The following is a 24,669-nucleotide window of genomic DNA, read 5'->3' on the forward strand; positions in this document are numbered from 1 at the left end:
ATACAGTTATTTATAATCTATATCTATATAGGGAATTCGTTATTTAAGTCTCCACTTTAGTCAGCGATTCTTCTTATATTTTGTAAATATTGTTTATTATTTATCCTTAAATCCGTTATGAAAATGAATATGTAGAACAATTCACATAAAACCGTTTACCACTAGATTAATACAAATTATATTGGCTTAGTTTATTCCTTTAATCGTTTAGCAGTTTTCATAGTTCCCGACAAAAAAATAGACCTCCGAAGAGATCTATTTTGTCAGTTATTCTGCTGTTTCCAATTTATCCAAGCTCTTGCTGCCAAACCATAAAATTAAGCCTAACACAATAACGATTACAGCTAAGATACCATAACCTCTTTGGAAATCTCCAGGTACGTCTGTTTCCAAGAAAGCGTATATCACTGGATAAATCATTTGTGAGAAGAATACGGCGATCGTCCACACACCTAGTAGCAAGCCCATCAATTTTGCTGGAGCAAGTTTAGAGATAAAGGAATTTCCCAGAGGGGAGAAGATCATTTCTCCTAATGACATTAGTAAGCTTACCATGATTAGCCAAATAATGGATGTGGCTCCGTTACCAATCATATCAGCAACTACCATAACAACATATGAAATGCCCACTAAAATCATACCTAATGCTGTTTTTTTGAACATACTCATATCACCTTGCGGACGTTTAGCTAGTTTTGTCCATAAACGACCTAAGACCGGTCCCAAGACAATACAGGTTAAAGCATTCATTGAATCAAAGTAAGAAGTTGGCACTTTGAAATTGCCGACTAACCAATTGGCACGTTCAAGGAACCCAGCTCCATCTCCATGTCCAAAATAGAAGTAAGCAGGCATATATGCCATATACCAAACAGTCCAGAAAACAACTGAGAACAAAGTAACTAAGATAATAGCAAAAATACGTTTCCAGTCGCCAGACGTCAATTTAGTGTTTTCTCCTTCTGCCTTTTTACCGGCAGACTCAAATTGGCGTTGATCAATTTTAAATGGTTTCTTGCCAGCTTCTCCTAATGAACGACCGTTTAGTATGAACCATAGTGCATCAACAAACAGTAACACTCCGCAAATCATAAAGACGAAATTAAATCCAAACGGTTCAATCAATAATACTAAAAATGTTGTACCTATAAATGATCCAATATTTACGAAAGAATATTGGATAGAGAAAGCTTCGTTCAGTTCTTTTTCATCACTGAATAAAAGACCATTCACACCTGACAGATTTCCCTTAAATAAACCTGTACCAACAGCAACTAAAATGATCATTGCCCAAACCATAGCCATGGAGCTTGCCACCCAAGTCAACATATAACCGGCACCCATCATCAACATCCCTGCAGCTACACAAAGTCGTGGGCTCAACCAATAATCGGCTAGTAAGCCGCCAAATGTAGGAGTAATATATGTTGCAGCAACAAACCAAGCTGAAATTTGCACGCCTTGAGCACTTGTCATCCCTAACCCGCCTGATGCAGCATTTGTTGCAATCCAAATTGCCAGCATGTATTTGGCTGTATAAAAGGCACATCGTTCAAAGGTAAATCCGAGCGCACAGACATAAAAGCCAAATGGTTTCTTCTTTTTCACTGGAGTTGTATCCATTATCATTCCTCTTTCCCTAAATAATTTTTAGTCGTTTTCTGCAAGCCAGGCTTCCAGGATGTTGACATACTTCTCACGTTCTTCCACAAACGGCATGTGACGACTGTAGGCAAACAATTCCCATTTGGCATTAGGAATCGCATCATACATGGTCTTGGCCACAAGTGGTGTGGAAAGATCGTTGGTGCCGCTAGTGATCAATATTGGCATGTCAAGGGTCGGCAGCTTATCAGTATATTCATAAGGCTGCAAAGTGCCGGTTGGAGAATATTCATTTGGACCCCAAGCGGTGATATAGCTTTCGGTGCCGGGAACTTTTTCTCGCCGCAATGGTTCTGGTGAGTCTTCGGTTGGCACGGCTGCTGCGTGGCGAACCATGAAGCGATCGTTGGCTGCTAAGTAAGCCGGATCGTCGTACACACCAGTTTCTTCCGCTTTGGCAATGGCTGCTTGGTCTTCGTCAGACATGAATTTAATCATACGGTGCTGCTCTTGCGCCCAAAGTGAAGCCGAGGACAAGGTGCTGGACAGGATCATACTTTTAATGCCTTTTGGTGCATAATCGCAGGCATAAATAATTTCCAGCATGCCGCCCCAGGATTGGCCCAATAGATGAACTTCATCCAAGCCAAGATGCTCCCGCAGTGCCGCGAGTTCGTTGACCCAAGTTTCTTTCGTCCATAGAGATGGATCGGATGGTACCGCTGATTTGCCGCAGCCTAGCTGATCGTACATAATCAATTGCCGACCATCGACAGCCATATCGTCTAGCACTTCGAAATAGTTATGGGTGGAGCCGGGGCCGCCGTGGAGTAAAATCAGCGGTTTTTTATTGCCGCTGCGTTCGCCTACCACACGGTAATACGTTTGATGTCCTAAATAAGGCATGTAGCCTTCTTCTAATTTCATACTTCATCCTCCTGACAGTTTCTAGAAAAGCTTCTATCCGCAATTACTTGCGGATAGAAGAGAAAAATCGTTTAGCCGACGATTTCTAGATCTTTTGGATAGTGGTTCAAGTTTTCACAGCCATCTTCAGTAACAATGACTAAGTCTTCAATACGCACGCCGACTTCACCTGGAATGTAGATGCCTGGTTCAATCGAAAAGACGTTGCCGACTTCAGCTACGTTGTCGTTAGAACCAGAAACATCACCCGTTTCATGGCATTCGATTCCGATAAAGTGCCCTAAGCGGTGAGTGAAATACTCGCCGTAGCCTTTTTCCGTGATGTAGTCACGAGCAGCTGCATCGATATCTGAGAATTTCACTCCTGGTTTAACTAAGTCGATGGCACGTTGGTTGGCTTCTTTGACGATTTCATACACTTCACGACCTTTATCAGATACTTCTTTATAGAAGAAGGTCCGAGTTAAGTCAGAAGCATAAGAGTTTTTAACTCCACCGATATCCAGAATCACACTGTCTCCTGGTTTTACTTTAGAGTCATCGGTTTCGTGGTGAGGATCTGCCGCATTGGCACCATAACCTACGATTGGATCAAAAGAGAAACCGCTGTTACCCAACTCTTTATAAATCCCAGCTAATTTTTCCGCCATTTCAGCTTCAGTTAATTCTTCAGGTAATAGTTTTTTTAGACGATCTACTGCGATTTCATTGTCCGCTTGAGCATCTCGCATTAATTGCTTTTCTTCTTCGTCTTTGATCGCTCGAACTGCGTCGGTTACTTGTGAGCCGTTGCCTAATTTAGCATTTGGTACAAGCTCTAGTAAGCGTAACAAGAATTGTGCCGGCCAATTTTTGTCGACACCAATTTTTTCGTCAGTATTAACATATTCCAGAACTTTTTTCACTGCATCATCGGTATCATCGATAAATACTTTTTCCACACCCAGATCTTCTTCGATTGGGAATAATTTGTTAATGATCAGTGTATTTTTACCTTCTGGAGTAATGACTAATACTAACAATCTTTCACCTGGATGAATCCAACGACCGGTTAGATAAAAAATGGTTGCAGGATCAGAAACTAGCAATTGCCCGTACCCTTGTTCCTTCATTTTTTCAATTACTCTTTCCACGCGACGTTCCTTCAAAATAGTTCACTCCCTCGATAGATTGTTTGCCTTTGCGGCTATTAAAAACAGCAAAACTACTGTTTAAAATCTGAATTTGAACGCGAATAAAAACCTGTCAAAAAAAGACACCCTTAGTAAAACCAAAAAAATGCTTGCTCAACCATTCACCTAACACAGGTTTAAAATAACCATATAAAATGAACAATTTCAAGCTTTTTTACATAAAAAGATGTTTTTTTCTATTTGCTTCCGCTTACATAAGTTTACTACAATTTTTTGTCAATTTAAACAATTCTTTTAAATTTCCTCCAAAATTCCGTACTTTTTTTAGCTTTGTCAAAAACTTTCCAAATAAACGCTATATTTTTTTTCCTCATGAATCTCTTATTAGCTAAGGAAATCATCAAAAACATTATATTATAACTTGATTAAAAAACTCTTTTTATAACACATATATTCTAATCGCAATCTTATTTTGTGATTTGCTTAACTTGATCCCGTATTTTTTTAAAACTTTTAGAAACTATGAGTAGTTGTCTATGTCTAGCAAGAAAAGATACAAATGTCTTTACACCTTTACTCGCTAGACCTTTTTTGCTCAAAAAAAAAGATAGAGCACTCTAGTCTCTATCTCAAATTAAAATAATTATAAATCGACCGATCATATTTTATTCAAAGCCTTTTGTCTCCTTCGATAGGAAAAAAAACACTTCGGAGATAATTCGTAGCCTACTGTGATGCCGATTGAGATAGCAATTGCAATTTTTAGCACCTGCACACCGATTTGTGCTGCTTCAATCGAATCACCAATAAAGAAGTTGTAGGTAAAATTATATACACCCATCCCAGGTACTAGACAGAAAATACCACAGATCAAAAAAATGGTCACTGGCGCTCGTAAAGCAAAGGAGGCTTCTCTGGATAAAACAATCAATACTAAGGAAGCAATAAAGGTTGCGGTAATTGGGGCAGTCCAAAACTGCATAATCAGCAGATAAATAAACCAACCCAGTGCGCCAATAATGCCACAAAGCAAATAATATTTTTTCGGTGCTTCAAATAAAATTGCGAAGGATATTGTACCTAAAAATCCCGCTACTACTTGAAATATCATATTTGTCATCTTCTTATCTCCTCATTAATAAAGTGTTCTATTTTCTCGAGAAAAATGAGTTCCCCTCCGCATTTACCATTTTACGTTAACCAATTAAAAGCTGTTAAGACTAAACCAACCCCTACTGACACACACAATGCGGTTATTAAGGCGTAAATCATTTGTCCCCAGCCTGAGCTATAATCTTCATTGAACAAGTAGCGGATACCATTTACAATGGCAACTCCCGGTAGTAATGAAATAATTCCGCCAGTAACTAAACTGGTCAGCTGCAAGACTGGAAAAAAATGTACAAAGATACAAGCTAACGTACTAACCCATATGCTACAAGTAATATTCCAAATGATTTGTGACATATTAAATTTTGGTGCAATAAAAAAACTATAAAATGCTAATAGAAATCCTAATATAAAAGCTCCAGTAGCATCCCAAAATGTTCCGCCGAATATATAACAAAAACTGGCGCTACCAAAAGCATAAGCAAAAAATTTCAATCCAACCGAGGCAAAATGCTCTTGCTTAATGATATCTAAGCGTGCTTTTGCTTCTTCCGGTGTATATTTTTGTTCGGCAATTCTTCGCGACAACGTATTAATTTCCTCAATCCGTCCAAGGTTTATTGGTGAAATCGGAATATCTCGCACTCGTGCTTGAACGGTTTGATCCTTTAAACGGGCAGTCATGAAAATACCATTAATTAGAACAAAACTGTCGAACTCTTTTAAGCCCAATGCATCTGCAACATGGCGAATAGTACTTTCAATTCGAACAATCTCTGCGCCATTTTTCAGCAACGTTTCACCAATATCATATACAAAATCAAAACGTTCACGCTCATTCATCCGCCATGCCTCCTTAATTGTTATAGAAAAACAACGACAGCGTCTGCTGTCGTTGCCCTAGTATAGCCTATTTACCTCTTACAATTCAATCAAATCATGAGAAATACTGATCATATTTTCGTAACCATCATCAGTAATCAAAACTTGGTCTTCAATTCGCACGCCGCCCCAGTCAGGAATATATATGCCTGGCTCGATGGTCATGACCATACCTGTTTCTAACACATCGTCATATTGTTCATCAATATATGGCAATTCATGCACGAACAAACCAATGCTATGACCAATATTACGGTAGGTGTATTGCGGATATTCAGTTCCTTCTAAAGGTTTCAATGAAGCCTGATAAATGTCACGAACGGCAGCTCCATTTTTCATCACAGCTTCAGCGGCTTCCAAACTTTGTTTTTCATATTCATAAACTTCCCGTTGTTTAGCCGAAGCTTTCCCAACTACCACAGTCCGAGTCATATCAGACATATACCCATTGTACTGGCAACCAAAGTCCATCAGTACAAAATCACCATATTCCACTGCTTTTTTTCCAGGAATCCCGTGCAATAGCGACGTATTGGAACCAGAAATTAGAATATTCCCATAAGGTTGTGTGTCCGCTCCTTCTTGAACCATATATAAGGATAGTTTGGCAGCAAGTTCTTTTTCCGTAACTCCTACTTTAATATCTTCTAAAATTCGATTAAATGCACGACAAGAAATTTCACAAGCATTGCGCATGTATTGGATTTCCTGTGGTGATTTGATGGCCCGCATTTTATCGATGACGCCGCCAGCTTGGATAAAATCAGCTGAGGTTTTGTCGTTAAAATCCGTGTACATATCATAGGTTAAGTAGTCGGCTTCAAAGGCAATTGTTTTAATTTTTTTCTCTTCAGCTAGGCGCGCCACGGTGTCGCCAACAGTCTTGCCTGGCAATCGCCAGTTAATAATTTCATAGTCAGGCACTTCGATGTCTGCTTGTTCGGTATAGCGTGGATCCGTTAAGAAAAACTGCTCCTCCTTAGTCAGTAGGATAAAAGAATCATCCCCTGTCCAGCCACTGGTAAAACGAACATTGACTCTCTTAGCAATGAAAAAAGCGTCTACATTTTCTTTTTGCAAATACGCACGAATCTTCTTTTCATTCATCATTTTGCATACCTTCTTCTCTTTTATTCGCTGAAACAATCCCTTGTTTCTATCCCTAGAGTAGCAGTCAAACTTTCCATGGTCAAAGCGTTTTCAACAAAAATAAGGAAATTCTCATTTTGACTGCATGCGTTCTTTGGTCTTTGATTGCATCGGGCTTTCGTCAATTTCTCGGTGTAGAAAATAGGAAATGACGGTGCGAATAATCACGATTAAGGCTAGTTTGATGATGTCCTGAAAAGTAGGATTAATAATCGATTCAATGATATCGGCAATGATTAATACCTCCAAGCTTAGCAACACATAGCTACCTAAATAGGCTTTGATAAAATTATTCTCTAACGCAATCTCCACCTGATCGGTTCTTTTTTGAATCAAGTTTTTGAAAAAATCAATACAGGCCGTCGCCGCTCCCCACAAAATGATAAAGATCGAAACCATGTTCAATAAGAAAACAATCACTTGGAACGCTGGCATTAAAAATACTAAAAATTGATGGGTAAGATCATCCATTATTTTCCCCCCTCGTATTAAGGTTAATTCTTTCACGAAACGCCTTCATCGTTTCAGTGAATAAGTGCTTAGGTTGGTAAACCAATTGTATTTGATTGTACAATCGCTGGTGGTAAAATGGCAAACAACAGACCTTTTCTTGATAAATTGATTTTTGAACTAGTCGTTTAGGCAAAAACGTAATCCCCGTACCAGTAGCTGTCATGGCCAACAGTGCTGGCGAGTTGATGCTGGTCATAGTTGGACTAGCCTGCTTTTGCTGCAATTGCAGCCAGCTGTCTAATGTATCACGAATAGCACTGCCCTTTTCTCGTAGGAACAGCGGATATTGTAAAAATTCCTCTACTGTGACTGCTGTTTTTGTTGCCAACGGATGATCGACTGCTGCCACAACCATCAATTCATATTGATCAAAAGGTTCCACAACCAAGTCCTTCTCACCAACTGTTCCTTCCAGCAAAGCTAAGTCTAAATCCTGATTGCGCAAAGCCTTCAAAATCCGTTCTGCCGTATCCACCTGGATTTCTACCTGATGTCCTTGCTGTAAAAAAGACGGAATAATTTCCGGCAGCCAAAAGTTGGCAATCGTCAAATTGGCTCCAAGCTTCATCGGTGCTTGCTTTTCCAGATATTCAGCAAAATCCTCCAACTCTTGGTATTCCTGCAAAAAATGCTTCACCCTTTGATAAAAAGCCTTCCCCGCTGGATTTAATTCAATCGCCCGTCCGGGTCGGTCAAATAAGCGCACGCCGATCTCTTCTTCTAATTCGTGGATGGTTTGACTAACCGCTGGCTGGGAAATAAAGGAGCGGTTGGCAGCCTCCGTCATGTTCTCCACTTCAGCTACCGTCATAAATAATTCCAGCTGTCGTATGTTCATCGATTTCCTCCTTATAAGTATTTAGTTATTGGTTTGATAAATACATTGTATTTCACTTATGGTCATTTGTCTCGTATACTATCTTTAAGGAGGTTTTTTTGTGTCTTCATCTTATTTACGCCTTTTCGGCTATAATTTTTTTATTAGCGCCTTTACCTTTGGTGGCGGCTATGTCACGATTCCCATGATGGAAAAGTATTTTGTCAGTTATGGCGATATCACCAAAGATGAGCTGCTGGATTTAGCCACGATTGCCCAATCTTCCCCGGGAGCGATTGCGGTAAACCTTTCCGTTTTGGTAGGAAAAAAAGCCAAGGGCCTAAAAGGAGCTTTTGTCAGCGGATTAGCTGCCATTATGCCTTCTTTTATTATTTTGTCCCTTGTTTCATTGGCTTATACCGCTTTTCAAAACAATCCCATGATCCGTGCAGTGCTGCAAGGAATGGAAGCAGCAGTGGCAGCCATCATTGTGGACTTAGTAATTGATATGTATATGGCCTTGCGGCGGGAGAAAAAAGTCCTGCTGATGATTTTGCCGTTTGTGGCCTTTGTTGCCAACGCATTCTTCAACGTACACCCGCTGTGGATTTTGCTGGGAACGATTTTAATCCTCTTAATCCAAGCGAAAGTTAAAGGGGGCTGCTAATAATGAGCCTCTATTTAGAGATTTTTATCAGCTTTTTCCAGATCGGGATTCTCAGTATTGGCGGCGGGTATGCAACGCTACCATTGATTCAAGCAGAAATCGTTCAACAACAGCAATGGCTGACCTTGCAGGAGTTTAGTGATATTGTCACTATTTCCCAAATGACTCCAGGACCTTTGGCAGTTAACAGTGCTACATTCGTTGGTTTGCGAGTGGCAGGAATAGTTGGTGCGATAATCGCAACCGTGGCCTGTGTTATTTCCGGCTGTGTTATCGCACTACTCTTAGAAAGATTGTTTACAAAAAACAAAGAAAATGTCACGCTACAACTGGTTTTTTCTGGATTAAAGTCAGCTACAGTGGGTTTGATCGCCGCAGCAAGTTTGTCCATGATTACCTTGGCCTTTAGTGGAACGTTAAATTGGTTTGAGGTGGATCATCTAAACTTTATTGCTGTCGTACTATTTCTAGTTTTCTTTCTATTATTACGGAAGAAGAAAATAAGTCCTATCTCATTACTGATAGTTGCCGGAGTCTTAGGATTTTTCCTATATTGATGCCTGTTTCATGTGAAACTTCACAAAAAAACTACCTCAAAGTGCTGATAATAGCATTTTGAGGTAGTTTTTATTTGTGTCGACTACGTCGGGAGCGTGAAACTTCCGGTGTTGTATTTTTCTTTTGCATCTTTTGATTAACTGATTTCTTCAAGGTAGGTCCTCCCCCACCAATGGTAACTTTATGAACTAGCAAATTTGCTAAAAAGCCCGCCAGCCAAATCCACAAAAACAATTGAACTGGAAATAAAAAGAGAAACAAGCAAGCTGTTGCAAAAGGACGTTTCATAATTACAGCACAAGCACTAGCCGTAAAAATAGCTACTAACAAGCCCGCAGAATATGGAAATACCTTGATCAACGCCATTGCTACCGCTACACTAGAGAAAATCATTGGGAAAATCGTTCCTCCGCGCCAGTTACAAGCTAGACACACCATTGTAATAGCGACTTTACCAAAGGCAATCAATAAAATAATCAACAAGCTCATGGTCTCTGCTTGACGTGTGAAGGACAGTAAACTGTGTTCGCCAGAGAAAAGAAAATAAGGAGACAGCATCCCTAAAATTCCTAAAAGTACACCCGCAGTAATTGTCAACGGCAACGGACGCCTAATTCGTTGATTGATTCTAGTTGCCTGTTCTTGCATCCATAAAAAGAACTTACCAAAAAATGCCCCCAGAATAATCGTTGGGATTAAAAGCAAGATACCTTGCCAAGACAAATCAGTAGCCATTCGTTGGATAGCAAAAACTTGTTCACGATTTGGAAATAACCCGTAAGTGATTAGATAACCAATAAAACCAGTAAATGTAGCAAAAATAAATAATACGTATCGTTTCAGCTTACTTTCGGTGATTGTTTTCAAATCATCTTTTTCTATTGCACTGCCAACACCAAATAGTGGTGCGGTAAAGATGACGCCAAGGACTGTTCCAATGGCAAATTCTAATAAATCTTTTCGTTGCGGCAGACTAACTTTGAATCGATCGCAAAACAGGGTTACTACCCCACCGACAATTATAATCAAAGCTGCTTCAGGACTGACACTTGCACCAAACAGCAACACCAACATCGCACCAAGAATGTTAAAGAGCAATTGCCCTTTTCTATATTCAATACGTCCGGTTTTTCGCAACGCGCCACTTGTATCCGATAGCATTTGCGGGTATTTGCCAACATGTTCAACGAAAAAGCCAATAGCAATTCCGCCCAGTGAACAAATAATCAAAGGATAGATAACAGGATCTCCCATAGCATGTGGAATAACTTGCCACAATAATTGGGTCCCCAACTCTACTATTCCCATGAATAAGGCAGCTACTATCCCTGCAATCAGACCCATACCACCGCTGTAGGCAAATGAGGTTCCGGTAAACTTATTCATAACTCAAACCTTTCTGAATAGACTCTGCTACATTATAGCAGAGCTTGGCCCTTTTACGAGCGATATATCGGATTTTTTAGTTCATTTTACCCGATTTTATTAAATTTTTCTTTACTAAAGACGTGTTTTACCCCAGAAAGTGTCTTTTCCAGTTCAGGAGTCAGCTCATAGTGATCCAACAAATACTGCCGGGTTTTCTCGGTAAAATAGCCTCGCATGAAGGCAAAGAAGAAGGCCTCTGGATTCCGAACTTTGTTAAAGCGGTACATTTGTTCCATAGCCTTAGCTATAGCATCTGCTAAGCCATTTTTGTAATACTGATTTTCCTCAAAGGTTAAAACTTCCGTTTCAGCAGGTAGTCCAGCCTTTAGAAACTGCTGATTGCTGACATATTTAGCTTTAAAAATGGTGTCTACAAACCACTTAGCTTTGTCATACTTGCCATCGCAAAACGGCAGGAAGCGTTGAAAAGCCACGTTTGGAATTAATTGGGCATAACGCGACTGCAGCCCGGCAATTAGGGCTGATTCTTTATCCACCTGTGGATAACTCACCTGATGAGCACCGCTTTCTGTTGCACTTGTTTTATTTGTTGGTTTATTTACTAGCTGTTTTTGTGTACTTGTCGGTAAATTTTGCGTCTGCGTGTCCGCAGAATTTGCGTCTCGTGATTCTGAAAGTGCTGCGGCTGTTTTTTCCGTTGCAGGTAGAACCTTTTTACTGGTTGTATAGTTTTTAAAGGCTAGTTTCACAGCTACATTTTCTGCTGGGGCTTCAGGATTTGCCACATAAATCCGGTAGTTTTTCAAACCATGACGAAACACCTTGATTAAACCTTGCTCTGCCAAGCGGTTTCTCAAGTTTGTAATTTTTCGCTCAGAAACTCTTAATAATTCTGCGGCTTCATCATTGGAAAAATAGATATAGGGAAGGCCCTTTTCGTCCAGCCAGCTGCCATCCTGCTGACTGTTGTAAATGCTGCAAGTCATGCGCATTGTGTATAACGCATGCAGCATCATTGCTTCAATCGAAAGATTTTCGTATTTAGGGTTGTTGATAAGATTCAAATCAATAGGTAAATAATTCCCGTTAGGCAAATTATTCACAGTCATTGTGTTAAAAGACATGCCAATCGCTCCTTGGATTTTAAATCGAAAAAAATCTTAAGGATTTGAGAGCCGTCACACTATAAATGATTGAGAAAACAGTGATTTTATAGTATACTAAATAGAGGTTAGTTAAACGCCAATTTTTCTAACCGGTTGCTAAATTTATATGTGACATGCTAATTCGCCAAAATTAGCTCAAACCTTGGGAGTTTAAAGATCGCCAAATCTTTAGACTCTTTTTTTCGTTTATTGTTTACATGTATTAGAATAATGGATAAAAAGCGCGTTGTAAAGCGATTTGTTGACATCTTTTTTTGAGGTTAACTTTTATAAAAGTTACGAAGTGATTTATGGTTTACTTTAATACTAGAGATAACTTTATATAAGTTTACCGAAAATAAAATTTAAGCTTGTATAAAGGTAAACCTAAATTGAAGTAGATGAAGTAAGGGGCAGCTGTTGAGTGTGGAAAAACCCTTTGAGAACAGTTGGTTTTAAAAAAAGATATCCACAGGTAAGAGTTATCCACAGCACATCAAAAGTAAACCTTAATCAATGATCCCTCCGTTAAAAAAGTAAACTTTAATATATATAAGCAAAGAAAAAAGTAAACCCCAAATCATCGGGTAAAGATGATTAGAGTTTACTTTTTTTAATTCTTTTTCTCATCGTTTTCTAATTCTGCGAATAATTTCTGATATTTCGGCTTCTCTTTGTACTCTTCCATCGCCGTTTCTTCTACATGATTCAAGAAATCGCGGTCATCTTTTGACAGTTCTTTCTCAATATAGTATTCATACAACCAATCGAACATTTTATCTGGGGTAAACCCATCAAACTTAGCATTAATCAGGTTCTGAATGCGAATTTTGGTGCGAGCCGAAATTTTTTGCATCTCTAACGCCTTCAAACGTGGATCGTAGTACTGCCTTTTACGTCCCCTCTTCCCCACTTCCTCTTCAGATGCAATGGTCGGTGTGGACTGCGGGACTTGATACTTCGGCGTTTCAAAGAAATGGCTGCGATCAATCGTGTTTTCAGGCTTTTTAGTAGGAACTTTTTGGATCGGCGCATTGGCCAGTAAGTCCTTGGAACTGGGTTTGGCTAAAGGTTTCTCGATTTGTTCCTGATTGGAGTATTCTGACATCTTCTCAATGCCCTTATTCTTCTTGTTCGCCGTCAAAAGCGAGTCTAGCTTCATCTTTTTCGCCATTTAACGTCTCCCCTATTCGCCTGATAATAAGTAGCGATGTTCATCAATCTCGTCCAAAATATGCACAAAAACCTCATGAGCACGGTTATCCCACTGCTCCACCTTGCCATTTTTATTGATATCGTAAGTAATCCCAGAACCATCATAGCGTTTCAACCGGCTTTGATTCAAAACGACGGTGTTCAGCAAGTGATTGCCATAGATTCCTTTTGCAGCTTCATAGATTTCTTGGTCGACAGAGTCACGCTTTTGCATCATAAACGGAATGATCCCAACGACTTCTAACTCTGTTTGGTACTGATCAATGAAGAAATTCATGTAATCAATGTAGTTTTGCGCACCCTTAAGGGATTTAACCTGGGTTTGCAGAATGACAATTACATACTCGGCTACGTACATCGCAGCATTGGAATACGTACTAATTGTCGGGGGTACATCAATGTAAATGACATCGTAAACCGATTTTAGCGGTGAAATCAGCTTGTCCATGTACTGGAACTGGGACAGCTTGTCATTTGGAAACATCGAGATCATATAATCGGGAAAATCTGAAAATGAAATGTTTGCCGGGATCAGATCCAGATTAGGCATAATATTATAGATAGAACTGGAAATGTCACCGGTACGGACCGCTTCCCAAATGGTCGAATCAAATTCGTCTGGTAAATCACTGTTCCCAAAGTTTTCGGCGGTAATGGATAAGACATCGCTGGTATTCCCCTGTGGGTCCAAGTCGATAACCAATGTTTTGCGATTCTTTCTGAAGGCACTCTCAAAAGACAGCATTTGTACAGTGGTTGATTTACCTACCCCACCTTTAAAGTTTCCGACGACATATGTCTGGGCTTTCTTTTCTGGCATATACTACTCCCCTATCTTGTGTGAGACTCTTTTAAAGTTTACTATAAATCTGAGCAAAAGGCAATACGGTTTACTATAATAAAAAAAGTAAACTTCAATTAGTTAAAGTAAACCAATTCTGTTCTGGAGGTGCAGGAAGAATCTGATTCATTGAGGTAAACTTTATTATTTAGCAAAAGAAGTTTACCTTATTAATTTTATAAAGTGTACTTTAAATACTAAAGAGGTTTACTTGTTATTTATTAAGGTATACTTTATCAATATATTATTACTTCTATTATAGTCTTTGTCATATAAAAAAGTAAACCTTTAGATATATGAGGTAAACTTCATTCATATAAGAAGTATACATTATTTTGTTTTCTAATGAAAAAAGTAAACTGCAAATAGCTAAGATATCTATTATTTGTGTTTAAAGTAAACCTTAGACTTGTATTGACTCTACAACCATGCGCTTGAAAGTATACTTTAAATAAATTGTTTAGAGTTTACTTAAATGATTAAGATGACCTATACGGTTTACTTAATAGAAAGAAGCGCTTTGAGGCTGCAGATCAACAATAAGTTTTGCGGTATACTTCATAACTGAATATATAAAGTAAACTCTATAGACAATAAAGTATACTTTATAATAAACCTTAATACGGTTTACTTTTGCTGTAAATACTGATAAATCAACGATTATTTAAGGTATACTCAATTAGAAGATTTCGTGCAGGGTAAACCTTTATTAGTTGCAGTTTACTTTTAATGTTGTTGTTCGAGGCTATTAGGTTTATAGGTAAACTTTATAAAGTAACTTAAAAAGTATACTTTAAATCAAAAGGCTGATATAGCAAGGATAACTATGAAGTTAACTTCAAATATTGATACTGAAAAGGTTTACTTTATATATTAAGGTAAACCTTTTTCAATAGGGTTATCAAGTAGTTATTTAAAGGTAAACTGCAATTATGATAGAATAAAGTTTACTTCTATTGATGGAATGAGATAGATTATTAGTCTGAGAATACTATATCCATAGTGTTTATTTGAAGTAAACTATAATTAGCATTTGCTTTATGGTATACCTCAATATATAAAGTTTACCTTTAAATAGCGCATAGTGTATCAGCTTATTGGCGTATAGAATCGTTCATTGATTTGAAGTAAACTGCTATTAAATAAAAGTAAACCTCAACAAAAAAGGTTTACTTTTATTAAGTCTTGTAGAATGCGTGCTGTAATAGGGTTCGTGGTGAAAATAGGGAAATCTATTAGAGATAAACCTTAATATTAAAAAGTTTACCTCTAAACGTCGTACGAGTTTACGGTATACGCTGCATGCAGGGTTTTGTTGATTTGAAGTAAACTACTATTAATAAAAGTAAACCTCAATAAAAAAGGTTTACCTTTATTAATTATTCGAAAAAAGATTGCTATCATGGGTTTTATTGAGCAAATAAAAAACCTATTAGAGGTAAACTCTAATAGGTTTGAAGTTAACTTTAAATGTTTACGGTAAACTTTATAATGATTCTACGACTTGAATCGCTTGGTAGACCTGTTCTGCAGTGATGTCTGCATCAATCATGTTGAAGGTTTCTTCAGCACAGGCTGCGTGATCGGTACAAGGTTTCAATGAATCTGCGTCAGTAGCAGTCACGTTTAGCTGTGAAAGCTTAGTTGGCAGGCCAGTTGCTTGATAAAACTCCTGTAGCTTCTTGATTTCATCAATTTCATTGGTATGAGCCAGTTGAACTAGGATACCGTAAGCAACTTTATTACCATGCAGCTGATCATGAGTGGATTCTAAGTAAGAAAGACCATCGTGAACCGCATGAGCTCCAGCAGAACGGCCATATGCGGCAGCAAATCCACCTGTTTCACCAGCTAAGCCAACGATTGCATCGGCAACGCGGCCAAAAGCCGGGGTAATTTGTTTGTTTTCTAAGTCTTTGATTCCTTGAATAGAATCTTCTAATAGAATGTCCAGAATAACTTTAGCACTGGCGATTCCTAGGCGAATATAAGCTGTCTTTTCATCAGCTGGCAATTGCTCAGTAATCCCTTTGATTTCGTACCATTTTGCCACGGTATCACCGATTCCAGCGACGAAATAGTCCTTTGGTGTAGCTAATAGGAAGTCATAGTCCACTAATGTTAAATAAGGGGCCTTTTTCATATAGCCCATTTCACGGAAGGTTCTGTCAGGATGGTAAACCGCTACGATTGGAGTAAATGGTGCACAGTTTGAGATCAAAGTAGGGACCATAATTGCGTCAATATTCATCACTTCAGCCACCATTTTACCAGTATCTAACACACGTCCGCCGCCAATAGCTAAGATAACATCTGCTTCGCCAATTTCGTCAGCAATGCGTTGGGCATCTTCGCGACTGGCGCTACCATTGTAGCGGAAAACCGGGTATTCTAGGTCTTTCTTATAGTAATCAGAAAAAATTTGATAAGAAATTGTTCCTGTAACTACGGCTACTTTTCCGAAAGGTTCTAAGTATTGTGGTAAATCCTGTAAAATATTTTGTCCAACGGCGTAGCGATTCGCGCCGGGACGAACTTCTGTTGCTAAATTCATTCAGTGGTCAGCTCCTTGTTTTTTAAATTGAGATTAGTCTAAGCTTTTCTATTATTAAAGTCAACTGTGAAAAAAATGAACAAAGTGGTTGACAGATGAAAAAAAGATGAGTAATATACGTAGCATATCAAAAAGCTAAAAACGTGATGAAGAGAAAAGTACAAGTGATGAAGCATCAAAGAGAGTCTGGGCAGGTGAGAGCCAGGCATGTGGAAGCATTTAGAAAATGGTCTCTGAACGGTGGTGTCGATACGTAGGCACCAACGGGGTAGCGCTCGTTAGACACGCTCTAGTATGAACACGTACTAGTTAAGGCATTCAGCTGCGAGGCTGGTGCGAACAAAGGTGGTAACGCGGGTAAGCTCGTCCTTTTTCTGACTCATTAGAGTGGAAAAGGACGAGCTTTTTTTGCTTTTGGTAAGAAAATAGTAAGCGGCGCTTGCTAAAAAACGGAGGAATTATTGATGAAAAAACATGGAAAACAAGCACTTTTATTAGGAACGATCGCAGCGGCGACACTATTATTTGCAGGATGCGGCAACAATGCTCAGTCAGAAACATTGGACACAGAAAGTGTAACCGTCGGCGTAACCTCGGGCCCTCATCAGGAGATTTTAGAAGAGGTAGCTAAACAAGCGGAAGCGGACGGCTTGACCATCAATATCAAGAATTTTGATGACTACAATACACCAAACACAGCGCTAAACGATGGTGATTTGGATGCTAACAGCTACCAAACGATTCCTTTCTTGGATCAGCAGGTGGAAGACAAGGGCTACGAAATTGAACAGGTATTTGAAACGGTGGCCTTTCCGTTAGGGGCGTATTCTGAACAGATTAAGGACTTAGATGAACTGAAGAGCGGTGATAAGGTGGGCGTGCCGAATGACCCGACCAATGAATATCGGGCGTTGAAGCTGTTGGAGGAAGCTGGCGTGATCACCCTTAAAGATGGTGTGGCAGTTCAGGCAACCAAAAATGATGTGGAGGACAATCCGAAAGATATCGAAATCGTAGAATTAGAAGCCTCCCAGATACCTTCACAGCTGGGGGAACTAACAGCAGCAGTGATCAACACTAACTTTGCCTTCAGCGCTGGTTTAACCATTAATGACGACGCGATTTACAATGAACCTCTAGTGGACAATCCTTACCCCAATGTCTTCGTGGTTCGCAGCAGCAATAAAGACGATGAAGTGGTGAAGGAAATCGAGAAGTATTACCATTCCGACGAAACCAAGAAATTTATTGAAGAGAAATACAAAGGTTCGGTAGTACCAGCCTTTTAAGAGTGAGGAGAGCAGCAGATGATTGAACTAAAGCAAGTGACGAAAACCTATCAGCAAAAAAATAAAACCATCGAAGCCGTGAAGGAAGTCAATTTGACGATTAAAAAAGGCGAGATCTTCGGGGTGGTAGGTTATTCTGGGGCCGGAAAATCCACCTTGATCCGCATGGTGAACTTCTTAGAACCGCCAACTACCGGCGAGGTTTGGATCAATCAGCGGAATTTAAACGAGCTAACTAAAAAGGAATTATTATTGGCACGGCGGAAAATCGGGATGATCTTCCAAGGCTACAACTTGCTTTCCACGGCGACGGTCTATGAGAATATCGCTAAGCCGTTAACCTTAGAAGGGGTGCCAGAAGCGGAAATCAAACAGCGGGTGGAGAAATACTTGACCTTGGTGGGCTTAATGGACCGCAAGGACAACTATCCGGCCCAATTATCTGGCGGCCAGCGGCAACGGGTAGCAATTGCCCGGGCCTTGGCCCATGAGCCGGAGATTCTGCTCTCTGATGAGGCCACCAGTGCCTTGGACCCGGAAACAACGGAATCGATTCTGGAGCTGTTGCTGACGATTAATCAGGAGCTGGGTATCACGATTTTCTTGATTACCCATGAGATTGATGTGGTGCAGCGGATTTGCGATCGGGTAGCTGTGATGGAGGAAGGGGAAATCATCGAAGAAGGCCCCGTGATTCAAGTCTTTACCCAACCTAAAAAGGCGACCACGAAACGATTTATCGGAGCAAACGAGAATTATGATGTGCCGGTGGAAGTCTTAAATGATTACAAGAAGACCGGGCGTCTGCTGCATTTGCAGTTTATCGGCGATGAGGCGACGGAACCGGTACTTGCTCGGGTGGCGAAGGATTATCCGTTGACTCCCAACATTTTAAGCGGCAATATCAGCTACTTGAAGGATCAGCGGCACGGTCAGCTGTTGGTGCAATTGGCAGGGGGCAGCGAAAGCGACTACCAGGGAGCGAAGGAATACATCGCATCCCAAGGAATTTTTATTGAGGAGGTCCAATAATGGCACAATTTTTTGAACAATGGGGGTCCGTCATTTTAGAAGGCTTGGGCCAGACCTTAATCATGGTAGTAATTGGCCTGGGAATCTCCATCATCGTCGGGATTCCTTTAGGGGTGCTGCTGGTGTTGACCCGGCCAGGCGGCTTGAACAACAGTCCAGCGGTTTATTCGATTTCTAACTGGCTGATTAATATATTGCGGTCGTTACCTTTTATCATCATGCTGTTTCTGATTTTGCCGGTTACTAAGTTTATTATGGGTACCACGATAGGTGTGCGTGGCGTGCTGCTGCCGCTGATTGTCTACACGGCGCCATATCTGGCTCGCTTAGTGGAAACATCGCTGCTGGAAGTGGATGGCGGGGTAATTGAGGCGTATCAATCAATGGGCATCAGCAACTTCAACATCATTAAGACAGTCTTGCTGCGGGAAGCTCGCGGCGGCATTATCCGCGGATTGACGATTGCCATGATCGGTTTGATTGGAGCAACGGCGATGGCTGGCTTAGTCGGTGCCGGCGGTCTTGGAAGTATTGCCTATCAGTATGGCTTTTTGCGCAACGAGCCGGGGGTAATGTATGGTACAATTCTGATATTAATTATCTTAGTGCAAATTGTGCAATCGATTGGGAATTTCGTTGCTAAGAGTTTAGATCGGAGTTAATAATATGCGAATAACCTTGCTGCAGCTGGATATCCATTTTGGAGCACCAGCAAAAAACATGTTTCATGTGGAACAGTCCTGTGAAACAGCCGAGCTGGTTCCACACAGTTTAGTGGTTTTGCCGGAGATGTGGAATACCGGCTATGATTTGACCCGTTTAACCGAGATTGCCGATGTGGATGGACAGGAAACACAACGCTTTCTCGCTGGACTGGCTAAGAAGCACCAGATTTACCTTGTAGGGGGCTCAGTTGCTCGCAGACAGGGATCGGAGTATTACAACACTACTTACGTCTATGGGCCATCTGGTGAGCTTCTAGGCAGCTATGACAAAGTTCATTTGTTTCGTTTAATGAAGGAAGAGCAGTTTTTGACGGCTGGAGATCAGCCGTTGGCAGTGGAAATTGTGGATACAGTAGTTTCGCCGGTAATTTGCTACGACCTGCGCTTTCCTGAATGGTTTCGCAAGCAAGCCAGTGAACTGGGGACCCAGCTGTTTGTAGTGCCGGCTCAATGGCCTACGGTGCGAATTGACGCTTGGCGCAGACTCCTGCAGGCGCGGGCGATTGAGAACCAAGCCTTTGTGGTGGGTGTGAACAGGGTAGGATCAGATCCTGACAATCAGTTTGGCGGTCATTCGCTTGTGGTGAATCCTTTAGGAGAAATTTTGCTGGAGCTGGATGAGAAAGAGCATACGGACTCGGTGACGATTGATCTAGCAGAAATTCCAGCGGTTCGCAAAGAAATTCCGGTGTTTCACGATCGCCGACCAGAGCTTTACTAGACCTGAGAGGGTCTTTTTTTATTGCCAAGAGAATAGCAAGTGCTCCTGATAAGCACAACGAGGTAAATGGTTGTAAGCTTTTGGAGTGAACCTAAGAGGAATTTTTAGCTTTTATAGAAGAAAGCGGTATAATAAAGTGAATTGAGTAACAACAGGGGTGGATAAAAATGCGCGGGAAAGATTTATTGACGGCGTTACAAGTTGACGCAACCGGTAGTTTAAATATGCTGTCGTCTTTTACTTATGTCTATGCAGTAATCGATGAGAAACAAACAAATCATCTAGTTGTGGTAGCAACAGATAATAAAATCGAAATCAAATATGAGGCTAAGCAACCGCCGCTAACAGTAATTCAGCTGGTGGAGATATTAAATGATCATAAAGAAGCCTCTCTTTACTTGAAAAACAGTGAGGATCAGCTAATTTATGGCTATCGCTTAGTGGAAGAGGGCATTATTATTGGTTAACTTTTCATCTAGTTGTAACAACTAGATTGAATTATTTTGATAATCATGATATGCTGTTGTTAATAATAAATATGAGGTGAAGTATATGAATGCAGAGTTTAGTCGCAGATATCTAATTGCAAATGAAGTATTGAATGCTGTAACACATGGGATTGCAGCGATTTTAAGTTTAATAGGGTTTACCTTTTTATTAGAGAAGGCTACTACTAGACTTGATTATGTCTCTTTTACCATTTATGGCATATGCTTGTTTGTACTATTTTTCGCCTCCACTTTGTATCATAGCTTGATTTTTACCAAGGCGCGGAAGATTTTCCAAGTGTTTGACCATTGTTCGATCTTTCTGCTGATTGCTGGAACCTATACACCATTTTGCTTATTGCGGATTAAGGGAACCTTGGGGATTGTACTCTTGGTAGTGATCTGGTCGGCAGCTGTCGCTGGTATTATATACAAGAGCTTGACTTTAACTAAACAAAGCAGTGTTTCGAAAATGTCGACGATTTTGTACAACGTGATGGGCTGGGCAGTGGTGATTGCTTTACCGGCTTTATACCAAAGTGTTGGGATTAAAGGTATACTTTTATTGGTCGGAGGAGGACTTTCATATTCGGTTGGTTCGTTATTCTATAGTATGAAAAGCAAGAAATTCACTCATGTTATATGGCATTTGTTTGTTATCCTAGGAGCCTTGTTAATGTTTTTTGTGGTTTACCTTTATTAAATGAAAAGAGCAAACAAAAATCCGCAGAGAATGCGGATTTTTGTTTGCTTATTTACTAGCTTCTTTTAAAGCAATTTCGTACGCTTCGATTTGAGCATATAAACGTTGGATTTGAATTTCATTTTCAATATAGTTAATTGAATTGCCTAAGCTTTCGCTGCGATGATCTTCCAAGCGTTCCACTTCTTTTTTTGCTTCAATTAATTTACTGTTTAAGAATTTTTCCATAATTCCTTCACTCCATTTCTTCTTCTATCTCTAAACTAGCACTTCTGTTTAAAAATTACAAAGATTGAGCTTGAAGAAAAGTTTCTACAGATAATCCTTCTCGGAAAAGTCAGTGTTTTCGTAAGTACCATTTTGACCAAAATATTTATTGTAGCGTTGTTTGAATTTGCGGAAGGTGAAGACTACCAAGAGCTTAATCATGGAATAAATAGGAATTCCGAAAATGACACCCACTAAACCTAATAAATCTCCCATCACAAGTAAAACGATCAGGATTGTTACCGGATGAATTTTTAAACGGTCTCCCATGACTCGTGGCACGACTAGATCGCCATGAAGCATTTGCACGGCGAACCAAGCAATGACAAATTTCAAGACCATAAAGGAAGAATCCTGAAAGGCGATGAACAGTCCAGGAAAGAAGGCGAGAAAGGCACCGATATAGGGAATAATACTTAAAATCCCAGCCGCTATCGCAATCACTGTCGCAAACTCTAAACCAATCACCAAAAAGACAACCCAATAAATAGCCCCTAATAGCAGAGAAGCGATAACCTGTCCTTTTAAGAAGGCCCCCAGCTGTTGATTAGCAACCTTGGTTAGTTCTTGGACATCATGGCGAAATCGAGGCGGCACGATCGCCATAAAAGCTTGGTACAGTTTTTGCGGATTCTTGATTAAGAAAAAAGCGACGATTGGTCCGGTGAATATAGTAATTGCTACACTGGATACTGCTGAAAAAATCGTCCCAATGCCTTGGGCACCTTTTTGCCAGTTGTTGACGATAAAGCTGCTGAAATCTTTGACAATATTATCAATGGACGCCATCGCTTCATCAGATTGGGCCGCAAAAGGTGTATCGTCTAAAAAGCTTTGGATTGTTTGCTGAAAATCATTGAAGAATCCCGGTAACTGATTAAACAGGTCGACGGCTTGCCGCTCAATCACCGGTACTAGCTGAAAACCGCCAATCACTAGTGCTCCCAGAATCACAACATAACTCAAACCGATACTCAACCCACGTGACAGACCTTTCTTACTGAGAAAATTGACAATTGGATTAAATAGATAATACAACAATAAAGCAAAAACCAAGGGCGGCAGAACGGTTGAAAAAATCACTACAGCAGGATGGAAAATAAAAGAGATTTTATTCAATAGATAAATGGTGACAGACAAGAGAGCCACCAAACCGATTAAATAGTAGGAAGTCTTCCCACCAAAAAAATTAATTAACGGAGACTTTGAATCATTTTTCACATGAACACCTCGTTTTCTTTTATAGTAGGTCCTCTACAGTATAACGAAATAATTAAGGGGTGTACATTTGAAAATTTCATTTGGTTTTCAGAATCCAAGAAAAACTACTACAGATTGAAAGCGGTTTTATTTGTGGTATATTTAAGTAGTAGTTTTGTGCTTTACTTATATCATAAAAAGGAGCTGAACGTATGAATTCTTACATTATGTCGATTGACCAGGGGACCACTTCATCACGTGCCATCATTTTTGACAAAGCCGGTAAAGAGGTAGCTTCATCGCAAAAAGAGTTTAAGCAGTATTTTCCTCAACCAGGCTGGGTGGAGCATGATGCAAATGAGATTTGGAACTCGATTCAATCGGTGATTGCTGGTGCTTTGATTGAAGGCGCATTGAAGCCGGATCAAATTGCCGGGATTGGGATTACCAATCAACGGGAAACAACAGTTATTTGGGAGAAAGAAACCGGATTGCCGATTTATCCAGCGATTGTCTGGCAATCCAAACAAACGAGTTACATTGCCGATGAGTTAAAAGATGCGGGTCATTCAGAAATGATCCAAAAGAAAACCGGACTATTGATTGATTCTTATTTCTCTGCTACGAAGGCGAAATTCATTTTGGATAAAGTAGAAGGCTCAAGAGAACGGGCAAGAAACGGCGAGCTGTTATTCGGTACCATTGATACTTGGCTAGTTTGGAAGCTGACAGGGGGCAAGGTGCACGTAACCGATTACACCAATGCCAGCCGGACCATGCTTTACAACATTTACAAACTAGAATGGGACGATGAAATTCTAGGCTTGTTGGATATTCCGAAAGAAATGCTACCGGAAGTAAAATCAAACTCAGAAATTTATGGCTACACTGAAGATTATCATTTCTATGGCAACAATGTACCGATCGGCGGAATGGCCGGGGATCAACAGGCAGCTTTAGTTGGGCAGTTGGCGTTTGAAAAAGGTATGGTTAAGAACACTTACGGTACTGGCGCCTTTATCGTGATGAATGCTGGTGAAGAGCCAATCTTATCTGAAAATGGCTTGCTAACCACCATTGGTTACGGCATTGACGGCAAAATCACGTATGCGTTAGAAGGTAGTATTTTCGTGGCTGGTTCTGCGATTCAATGGCTGCGAGATGGTTTGCGCATGTTTAAGACCGCACCAGAATCTGAAAACTATGCGAAAAAAGTGGAAGACAGCGGCGATGTGTATATGGTTCCAGCCTTTACTGGCTTGGGTGCACCATATTGGGATCAAGAAGCTCGGGGCGCGATCTTCGGCTTAACCCGGGGAACGACGAAAGAGCACTTTATCCGGGCAACCTTAGAGTCTCTGGCGTATCAAACAACCGATGTAGTAAGAACGATGTCGAAAGATTCAGGCACCGACATTAAATTATTGCTGGTAGATGGCGGCGCTTCGAAAAATGATCTATTAATGCAATTCCAGGCAGACATTCTGCAAACACCAGTAGAACGGGCACCATTTTTAGAAACAACTGCCTTAGGTGTGGCTTACTTGGCTGGTTTAGCAGTGGGCTACTGGAAAGACATTGATGAAATCAAGAAATTCAAAGAAGACGGCAAACGTTTCGAACCAGATATGCCGCAAGAACGGACAGATGATTTGTATAAAGGCTGGCAGGAAGCTGTTCAGGCAACTATGCAATATAAACATCAGCCGAAAAGGTAACAAAGTAGCTAGTTAAGTGAT

The 24,669-nt window shown here is 40.3% G+C and carries 24 protein-coding genes and 1 other annotated feature; of the genes, 9 read left to right on the forward strand and 15 right to left on the reverse strand.

The features are described from left to right. Positions 1-267: 267 nt before the first annotated feature. From IGI42_RS19840 to IGI42_RS19875, 8 genes are all read right to left on the reverse strand, one after another. Complete coding sequence (locus IGI42_RS19840; protein WP_438717763.1) at positions 268-1,623, reverse strand: peptide MFS transporter; 1,356 nt, start codon at positions 1,621-1,623, stop codon at positions 268-270. 27 nt (positions 1,624-1,650) lie between these two features. After that, the gene (gene pepI / locus IGI42_RS19845) at positions 1,651-2,532 is read right to left on the reverse strand and encodes a proline iminopeptidase (protein WP_438717764.1); all 882 of its coding nucleotides are present in this window, start codon (positions 2,530-2,532) and stop codon (positions 1,651-1,653) included. Between the two features lie 71 nt (positions 2,533-2,603). Beyond that, entirely contained in the window at positions 2,604-3,680 is a 1,077-nt protein-coding gene (locus IGI42_RS19850; RefSeq protein ID WP_438717765.1) for a M24 family metallopeptidase, read from the reverse strand. A 643-nt stretch (positions 3,681-4,323) separates the two neighbouring features. Then, complete coding sequence (locus IGI42_RS19855) at positions 4,324-4,785, reverse strand: threonine/serine exporter family protein (RefSeq protein WP_438717766.1); 462 nt, start codon at positions 4,783-4,785, stop codon at positions 4,324-4,326. Between the two features lie 71 nt (positions 4,786-4,856). Continuing rightward, positions 4,857-5,618 (reverse strand): threonine/serine ThrE exporter family protein, encoded by a 762-nt coding sequence (locus tag IGI42_RS19860; RefSeq protein ID WP_438717767.1) that lies wholly within the window; start codon positions 5,616-5,618, stop codon positions 4,857-4,859. Positions 5,619-5,696: 78 nt separating this feature from the next. Continuing rightward, positions 5,697-6,767 carry a M24 family metallopeptidase gene (locus IGI42_RS19865; RefSeq protein WP_438717768.1) on the reverse strand — a complete coding sequence of 357 codons (1,071 nt, stop codon included), beginning with the start codon at positions 6,765-6,767 and terminating at the stop codon, positions 5,697-5,699. Between the two features lie 111 nt (positions 6,768-6,878). After that, the gene (locus tag IGI42_RS19870; protein WP_438717769.1) at positions 6,879-7,277 is read right to left on the reverse strand and encodes a DUF1622 domain-containing protein; all 399 of its coding nucleotides are present in this window, start codon (positions 7,275-7,277) and stop codon (positions 6,879-6,881) included. Then, entirely contained in the window at positions 7,270-8,157 is an 888-nt protein-coding gene (locus IGI42_RS19875; protein ID WP_438717770.1) for a LysR family transcriptional regulator, read from the reverse strand. Before IGI42_RS19875 ends, IGI42_RS19870 begins: the two co-directional genes overlap by 8 nt. A gap of 100 nt (positions 8,158-8,257) precedes the next feature. Here IGI42_RS19875 and IGI42_RS19880 point away from each other — a divergent pair, with 100 nt between their 5' ends. Together IGI42_RS19880 and IGI42_RS19885 are read left to right on the forward strand one after the other, a co-directional pair. Next, positions 8,258-8,803 carry a chromate transporter gene (locus IGI42_RS19880; protein WP_438717771.1) on the forward strand — a complete coding sequence of 182 codons (546 nt, stop codon included), beginning with the start codon at positions 8,258-8,260 and terminating at the stop codon, positions 8,801-8,803. A gap of 2 nt (positions 8,804-8,805) precedes the next feature. Further along, a complete protein-coding gene (locus IGI42_RS19885; protein ID WP_438717773.1) occupies positions 8,806-9,360 on the forward strand; it encodes a chromate transporter in 555 nt (184 codons plus the stop codon). Between the two features lie 70 nt (positions 9,361-9,430). On the opposite strand, the gene IGI42_RS19890 is transcribed toward IGI42_RS19885, so the two are convergent. The 5 genes from IGI42_RS19890 to IGI42_RS19910 all read right to left on the reverse strand — a co-directional run bounded on the left by IGI42_RS19890 (position 9,431) and on the right by IGI42_RS19910 (position 16,505). After that, positions 9,431-10,747: a chloride channel protein gene (locus IGI42_RS19890; protein ID WP_438717774.1), complete on the reverse strand. Its 1,317-nt coding sequence runs from the start codon at positions 10,745-10,747 to the stop codon at positions 9,431-9,433. Positions 10,748-10,833: 86 nt separating this feature from the next. Further along, positions 10,834-11,874: a replication initiator protein A gene (locus IGI42_RS19895; RefSeq protein ID WP_438717775.1), complete on the reverse strand. Its 1,041-nt coding sequence runs from the start codon at positions 11,872-11,874 to the stop codon at positions 10,834-10,836. Between the two features lie 634 nt (positions 11,875-12,508). Next, on the reverse strand, positions 12,509-13,069 hold the full coding sequence (locus tag IGI42_RS19900) for a hypothetical protein (RefSeq protein WP_438717776.1): 561 nt from the start codon (positions 13,067-13,069) through the stop codon (positions 12,509-12,511). 12 nt (positions 13,070-13,081) lie between these two features. Beyond that, entirely contained in the window at positions 13,082-13,930 is an 849-nt protein-coding gene (locus tag IGI42_RS19905) for a ParA family protein (protein WP_438717777.1), read from the reverse strand. A gap of 1,507 nt (positions 13,931-15,437) precedes the next feature. Next, a complete protein-coding gene (locus IGI42_RS19910) occupies positions 15,438-16,505 on the reverse strand; it encodes an iron-containing alcohol dehydrogenase family protein (RefSeq protein WP_438717778.1) in 1,068 nt (355 codons plus the stop codon). Between the two features lie 137 nt (positions 16,506-16,642). After that, positions 16,643-16,879 (forward strand) — a binding site (T-box leader). Between the two features lie 90 nt (positions 16,880-16,969). On the opposite strand from IGI42_RS19910, the gene IGI42_RS19915 reads away from it, so the two are divergent. The 6 genes from IGI42_RS19915 to trhA all read left to right on the forward strand — a co-directional run bounded on the left by IGI42_RS19915 (position 16,970) and on the right by trhA (position 21,463). Next, a complete protein-coding gene (locus IGI42_RS19915) occupies positions 16,970-17,794 on the forward strand; it encodes a MetQ/NlpA family ABC transporter substrate-binding protein (RefSeq protein WP_438717779.1) in 825 nt (274 codons plus the stop codon). An 18-nt stretch (positions 17,795-17,812) separates the two neighbouring features. Further along, entirely contained in the window at positions 17,813-18,826 is a 1,014-nt protein-coding gene (locus IGI42_RS19920) for a methionine ABC transporter ATP-binding protein (RefSeq protein ID WP_438717780.1), read from the forward strand. Continuing rightward, positions 18,826-19,488, forward strand: coding sequence for a methionine ABC transporter permease (locus IGI42_RS19925; RefSeq protein WP_438717781.1), 663 nt, complete (start codon positions 18,826-18,828; stop codon positions 19,486-19,488). The genes IGI42_RS19920 and IGI42_RS19925 overlap by 1 nt, the downstream gene beginning before the upstream one ends. Before the next feature lie 4 nt (positions 19,489-19,492). Next, complete coding sequence (locus IGI42_RS19930) at positions 19,493-20,272, forward strand: carbon-nitrogen family hydrolase (RefSeq protein WP_438717782.1); 780 nt, start codon at positions 19,493-19,495, stop codon at positions 20,270-20,272. A 167-nt stretch (positions 20,273-20,439) separates the two neighbouring features. After that, positions 20,440-20,739 (forward strand): hypothetical protein, encoded by a 300-nt coding sequence (locus IGI42_RS19935; RefSeq protein WP_438717783.1) that lies wholly within the window; start codon positions 20,440-20,442, stop codon positions 20,737-20,739. 85 nt (positions 20,740-20,824) lie between these two features. Next, positions 20,825-21,463, forward strand: coding sequence for a PAQR family membrane homeostasis protein TrhA (gene trhA, locus IGI42_RS19940; RefSeq protein ID WP_438717784.1), 639 nt, complete (start codon positions 20,825-20,827; stop codon positions 21,461-21,463). Positions 21,464-21,511: 48 nt separating this feature from the next. Here trhA and IGI42_RS19945 read toward each other — a convergent pair whose 3' ends face one another. Next, entirely contained in the window at positions 21,512-21,691 is a 180-nt protein-coding gene (locus IGI42_RS19945) for a hypothetical protein (RefSeq protein ID WP_438717785.1), read from the reverse strand. Positions 21,692-21,775: 84 nt separating this feature from the next. After that, positions 21,776-22,951: an AI-2E family transporter gene (locus IGI42_RS19950; RefSeq protein WP_438717786.1), complete on the reverse strand. Its 1,176-nt coding sequence runs from the start codon at positions 22,949-22,951 to the stop codon at positions 21,776-21,778. 191 nt (positions 22,952-23,142) lie between these two features. On the opposite strand from IGI42_RS19950, the gene glpK reads away from it, so the two are divergent. Then, the gene (gene glpK / locus IGI42_RS19955) at positions 23,143-24,648 is read left to right on the forward strand and encodes a glycerol kinase GlpK (RefSeq protein WP_438717787.1); all 1,506 of its coding nucleotides are present in this window, start codon (positions 23,143-23,145) and stop codon (positions 24,646-24,648) included. Positions 24,649-24,669 lie beyond the last annotated feature (21 nt).

It is taken from the genome of Enterococcus sp. AZ109 (assembly GCF_051714625.1).
Taxonomy (GTDB): Bacteria; Bacillota; Bacilli; order Lactobacillales; family Enterococcaceae; genus Enterococcus_A.

Coding starts and splice junctions, on each gene's coding strand:
- IGI42_RS19840 (WP_438717763.1), bottom strand. CDS start 1,623: ATGGATACAACTCCAGTGAAAAAGAAGAAACCATTTGGCTTTTATGTC.
- pepI (WP_438717764.1), bottom strand. CDS start 2,532: ATGAAATTAGAAGAAGGCTACATGCCTTATTTAGGACATCAAACGTAT.
- IGI42_RS19855 (WP_438717766.1), bottom strand. CDS start 4,785: ATGACAAATATGATATTTCAAGTAGTAGCGGGATTTTTAGGTACAATA.
- IGI42_RS19860 (WP_438717767.1), bottom strand. CDS start 5,618: ATGAATGAGCGTGAACGTTTTGATTTTGTATATGATATTGGTGAAACG.
- IGI42_RS19865 (WP_438717768.1), bottom strand. CDS start 6,767: ATGATGAATGAAAAGAAGATTCGTGCGTATTTGCAAAAAGAAAATGTA.
- IGI42_RS19870 (WP_438717769.1), bottom strand. CDS start 7,277: ATGGATGATCTTACCCATCAATTTTTAGTATTTTTAATGCCAGCGTTC.
- IGI42_RS19875 (WP_438717770.1), bottom strand. CDS start 8,157: ATGAACATACGACAGCTGGAATTATTTATGACGGTAGCTGAAGTGGAG.
- IGI42_RS19885 (WP_438717773.1), top strand. CDS start 8,806: ATGAGCCTCTATTTAGAGATTTTTATCAGCTTTTTCCAGATCGGGATT.
- IGI42_RS19890 (WP_438717774.1), bottom strand. CDS start 10,747: ATGAATAAGTTTACCGGAACCTCATTTGCCTACAGCGGTGGTATGGGT.
- IGI42_RS19895 (WP_438717775.1), bottom strand. CDS start 11,874: ATGTCTTTTAACACAATGACTGTGAATAATTTGCCTAACGGGAATTAT.
- IGI42_RS19900 (WP_438717776.1), bottom strand. CDS start 13,069: ATGGCGAAAAAGATGAAGCTAGACTCGCTTTTGACGGCGAACAAGAAG.
- IGI42_RS19905 (WP_438717777.1), bottom strand. CDS start 13,930: ATGCCAGAAAAGAAAGCCCAGACATATGTCGTCGGAAACTTTAAAGGT.
- IGI42_RS19910 (WP_438717778.1), bottom strand. CDS start 16,505: ATGAATTTAGCAACAGAAGTTCGTCCCGGCGCGAATCGCTACGCCGTT.
- IGI42_RS19915 (WP_438717779.1), top strand. CDS start 16,970: ATGAAAAAACATGGAAAACAAGCACTTTTATTAGGAACGATCGCAGCG.
- IGI42_RS19920 (WP_438717780.1), top strand. CDS start 17,813: ATGATTGAACTAAAGCAAGTGACGAAAACCTATCAGCAAAAAAATAAA.
- IGI42_RS19925 (WP_438717781.1), top strand. CDS start 18,826: ATGGCACAATTTTTTGAACAATGGGGGTCCGTCATTTTAGAAGGCTTG.
- IGI42_RS19930 (WP_438717782.1), top strand. CDS start 19,493: ATGCGAATAACCTTGCTGCAGCTGGATATCCATTTTGGAGCACCAGCA.
- IGI42_RS19935 (WP_438717783.1), top strand. CDS start 20,440: ATGCGCGGGAAAGATTTATTGACGGCGTTACAAGTTGACGCAACCGGT.
- trhA (WP_438717784.1), top strand. CDS start 20,825: ATGAATGCAGAGTTTAGTCGCAGATATCTAATTGCAAATGAAGTATTG.
- IGI42_RS19945 (WP_438717785.1), bottom strand. CDS start 21,691: ATGGAAAAATTCTTAAACAGTAAATTAATTGAAGCAAAAAAAGAAGTG.
- glpK (WP_438717787.1), top strand. CDS start 23,143: ATGAATTCTTACATTATGTCGATTGACCAGGGGACCACTTCATCACGT.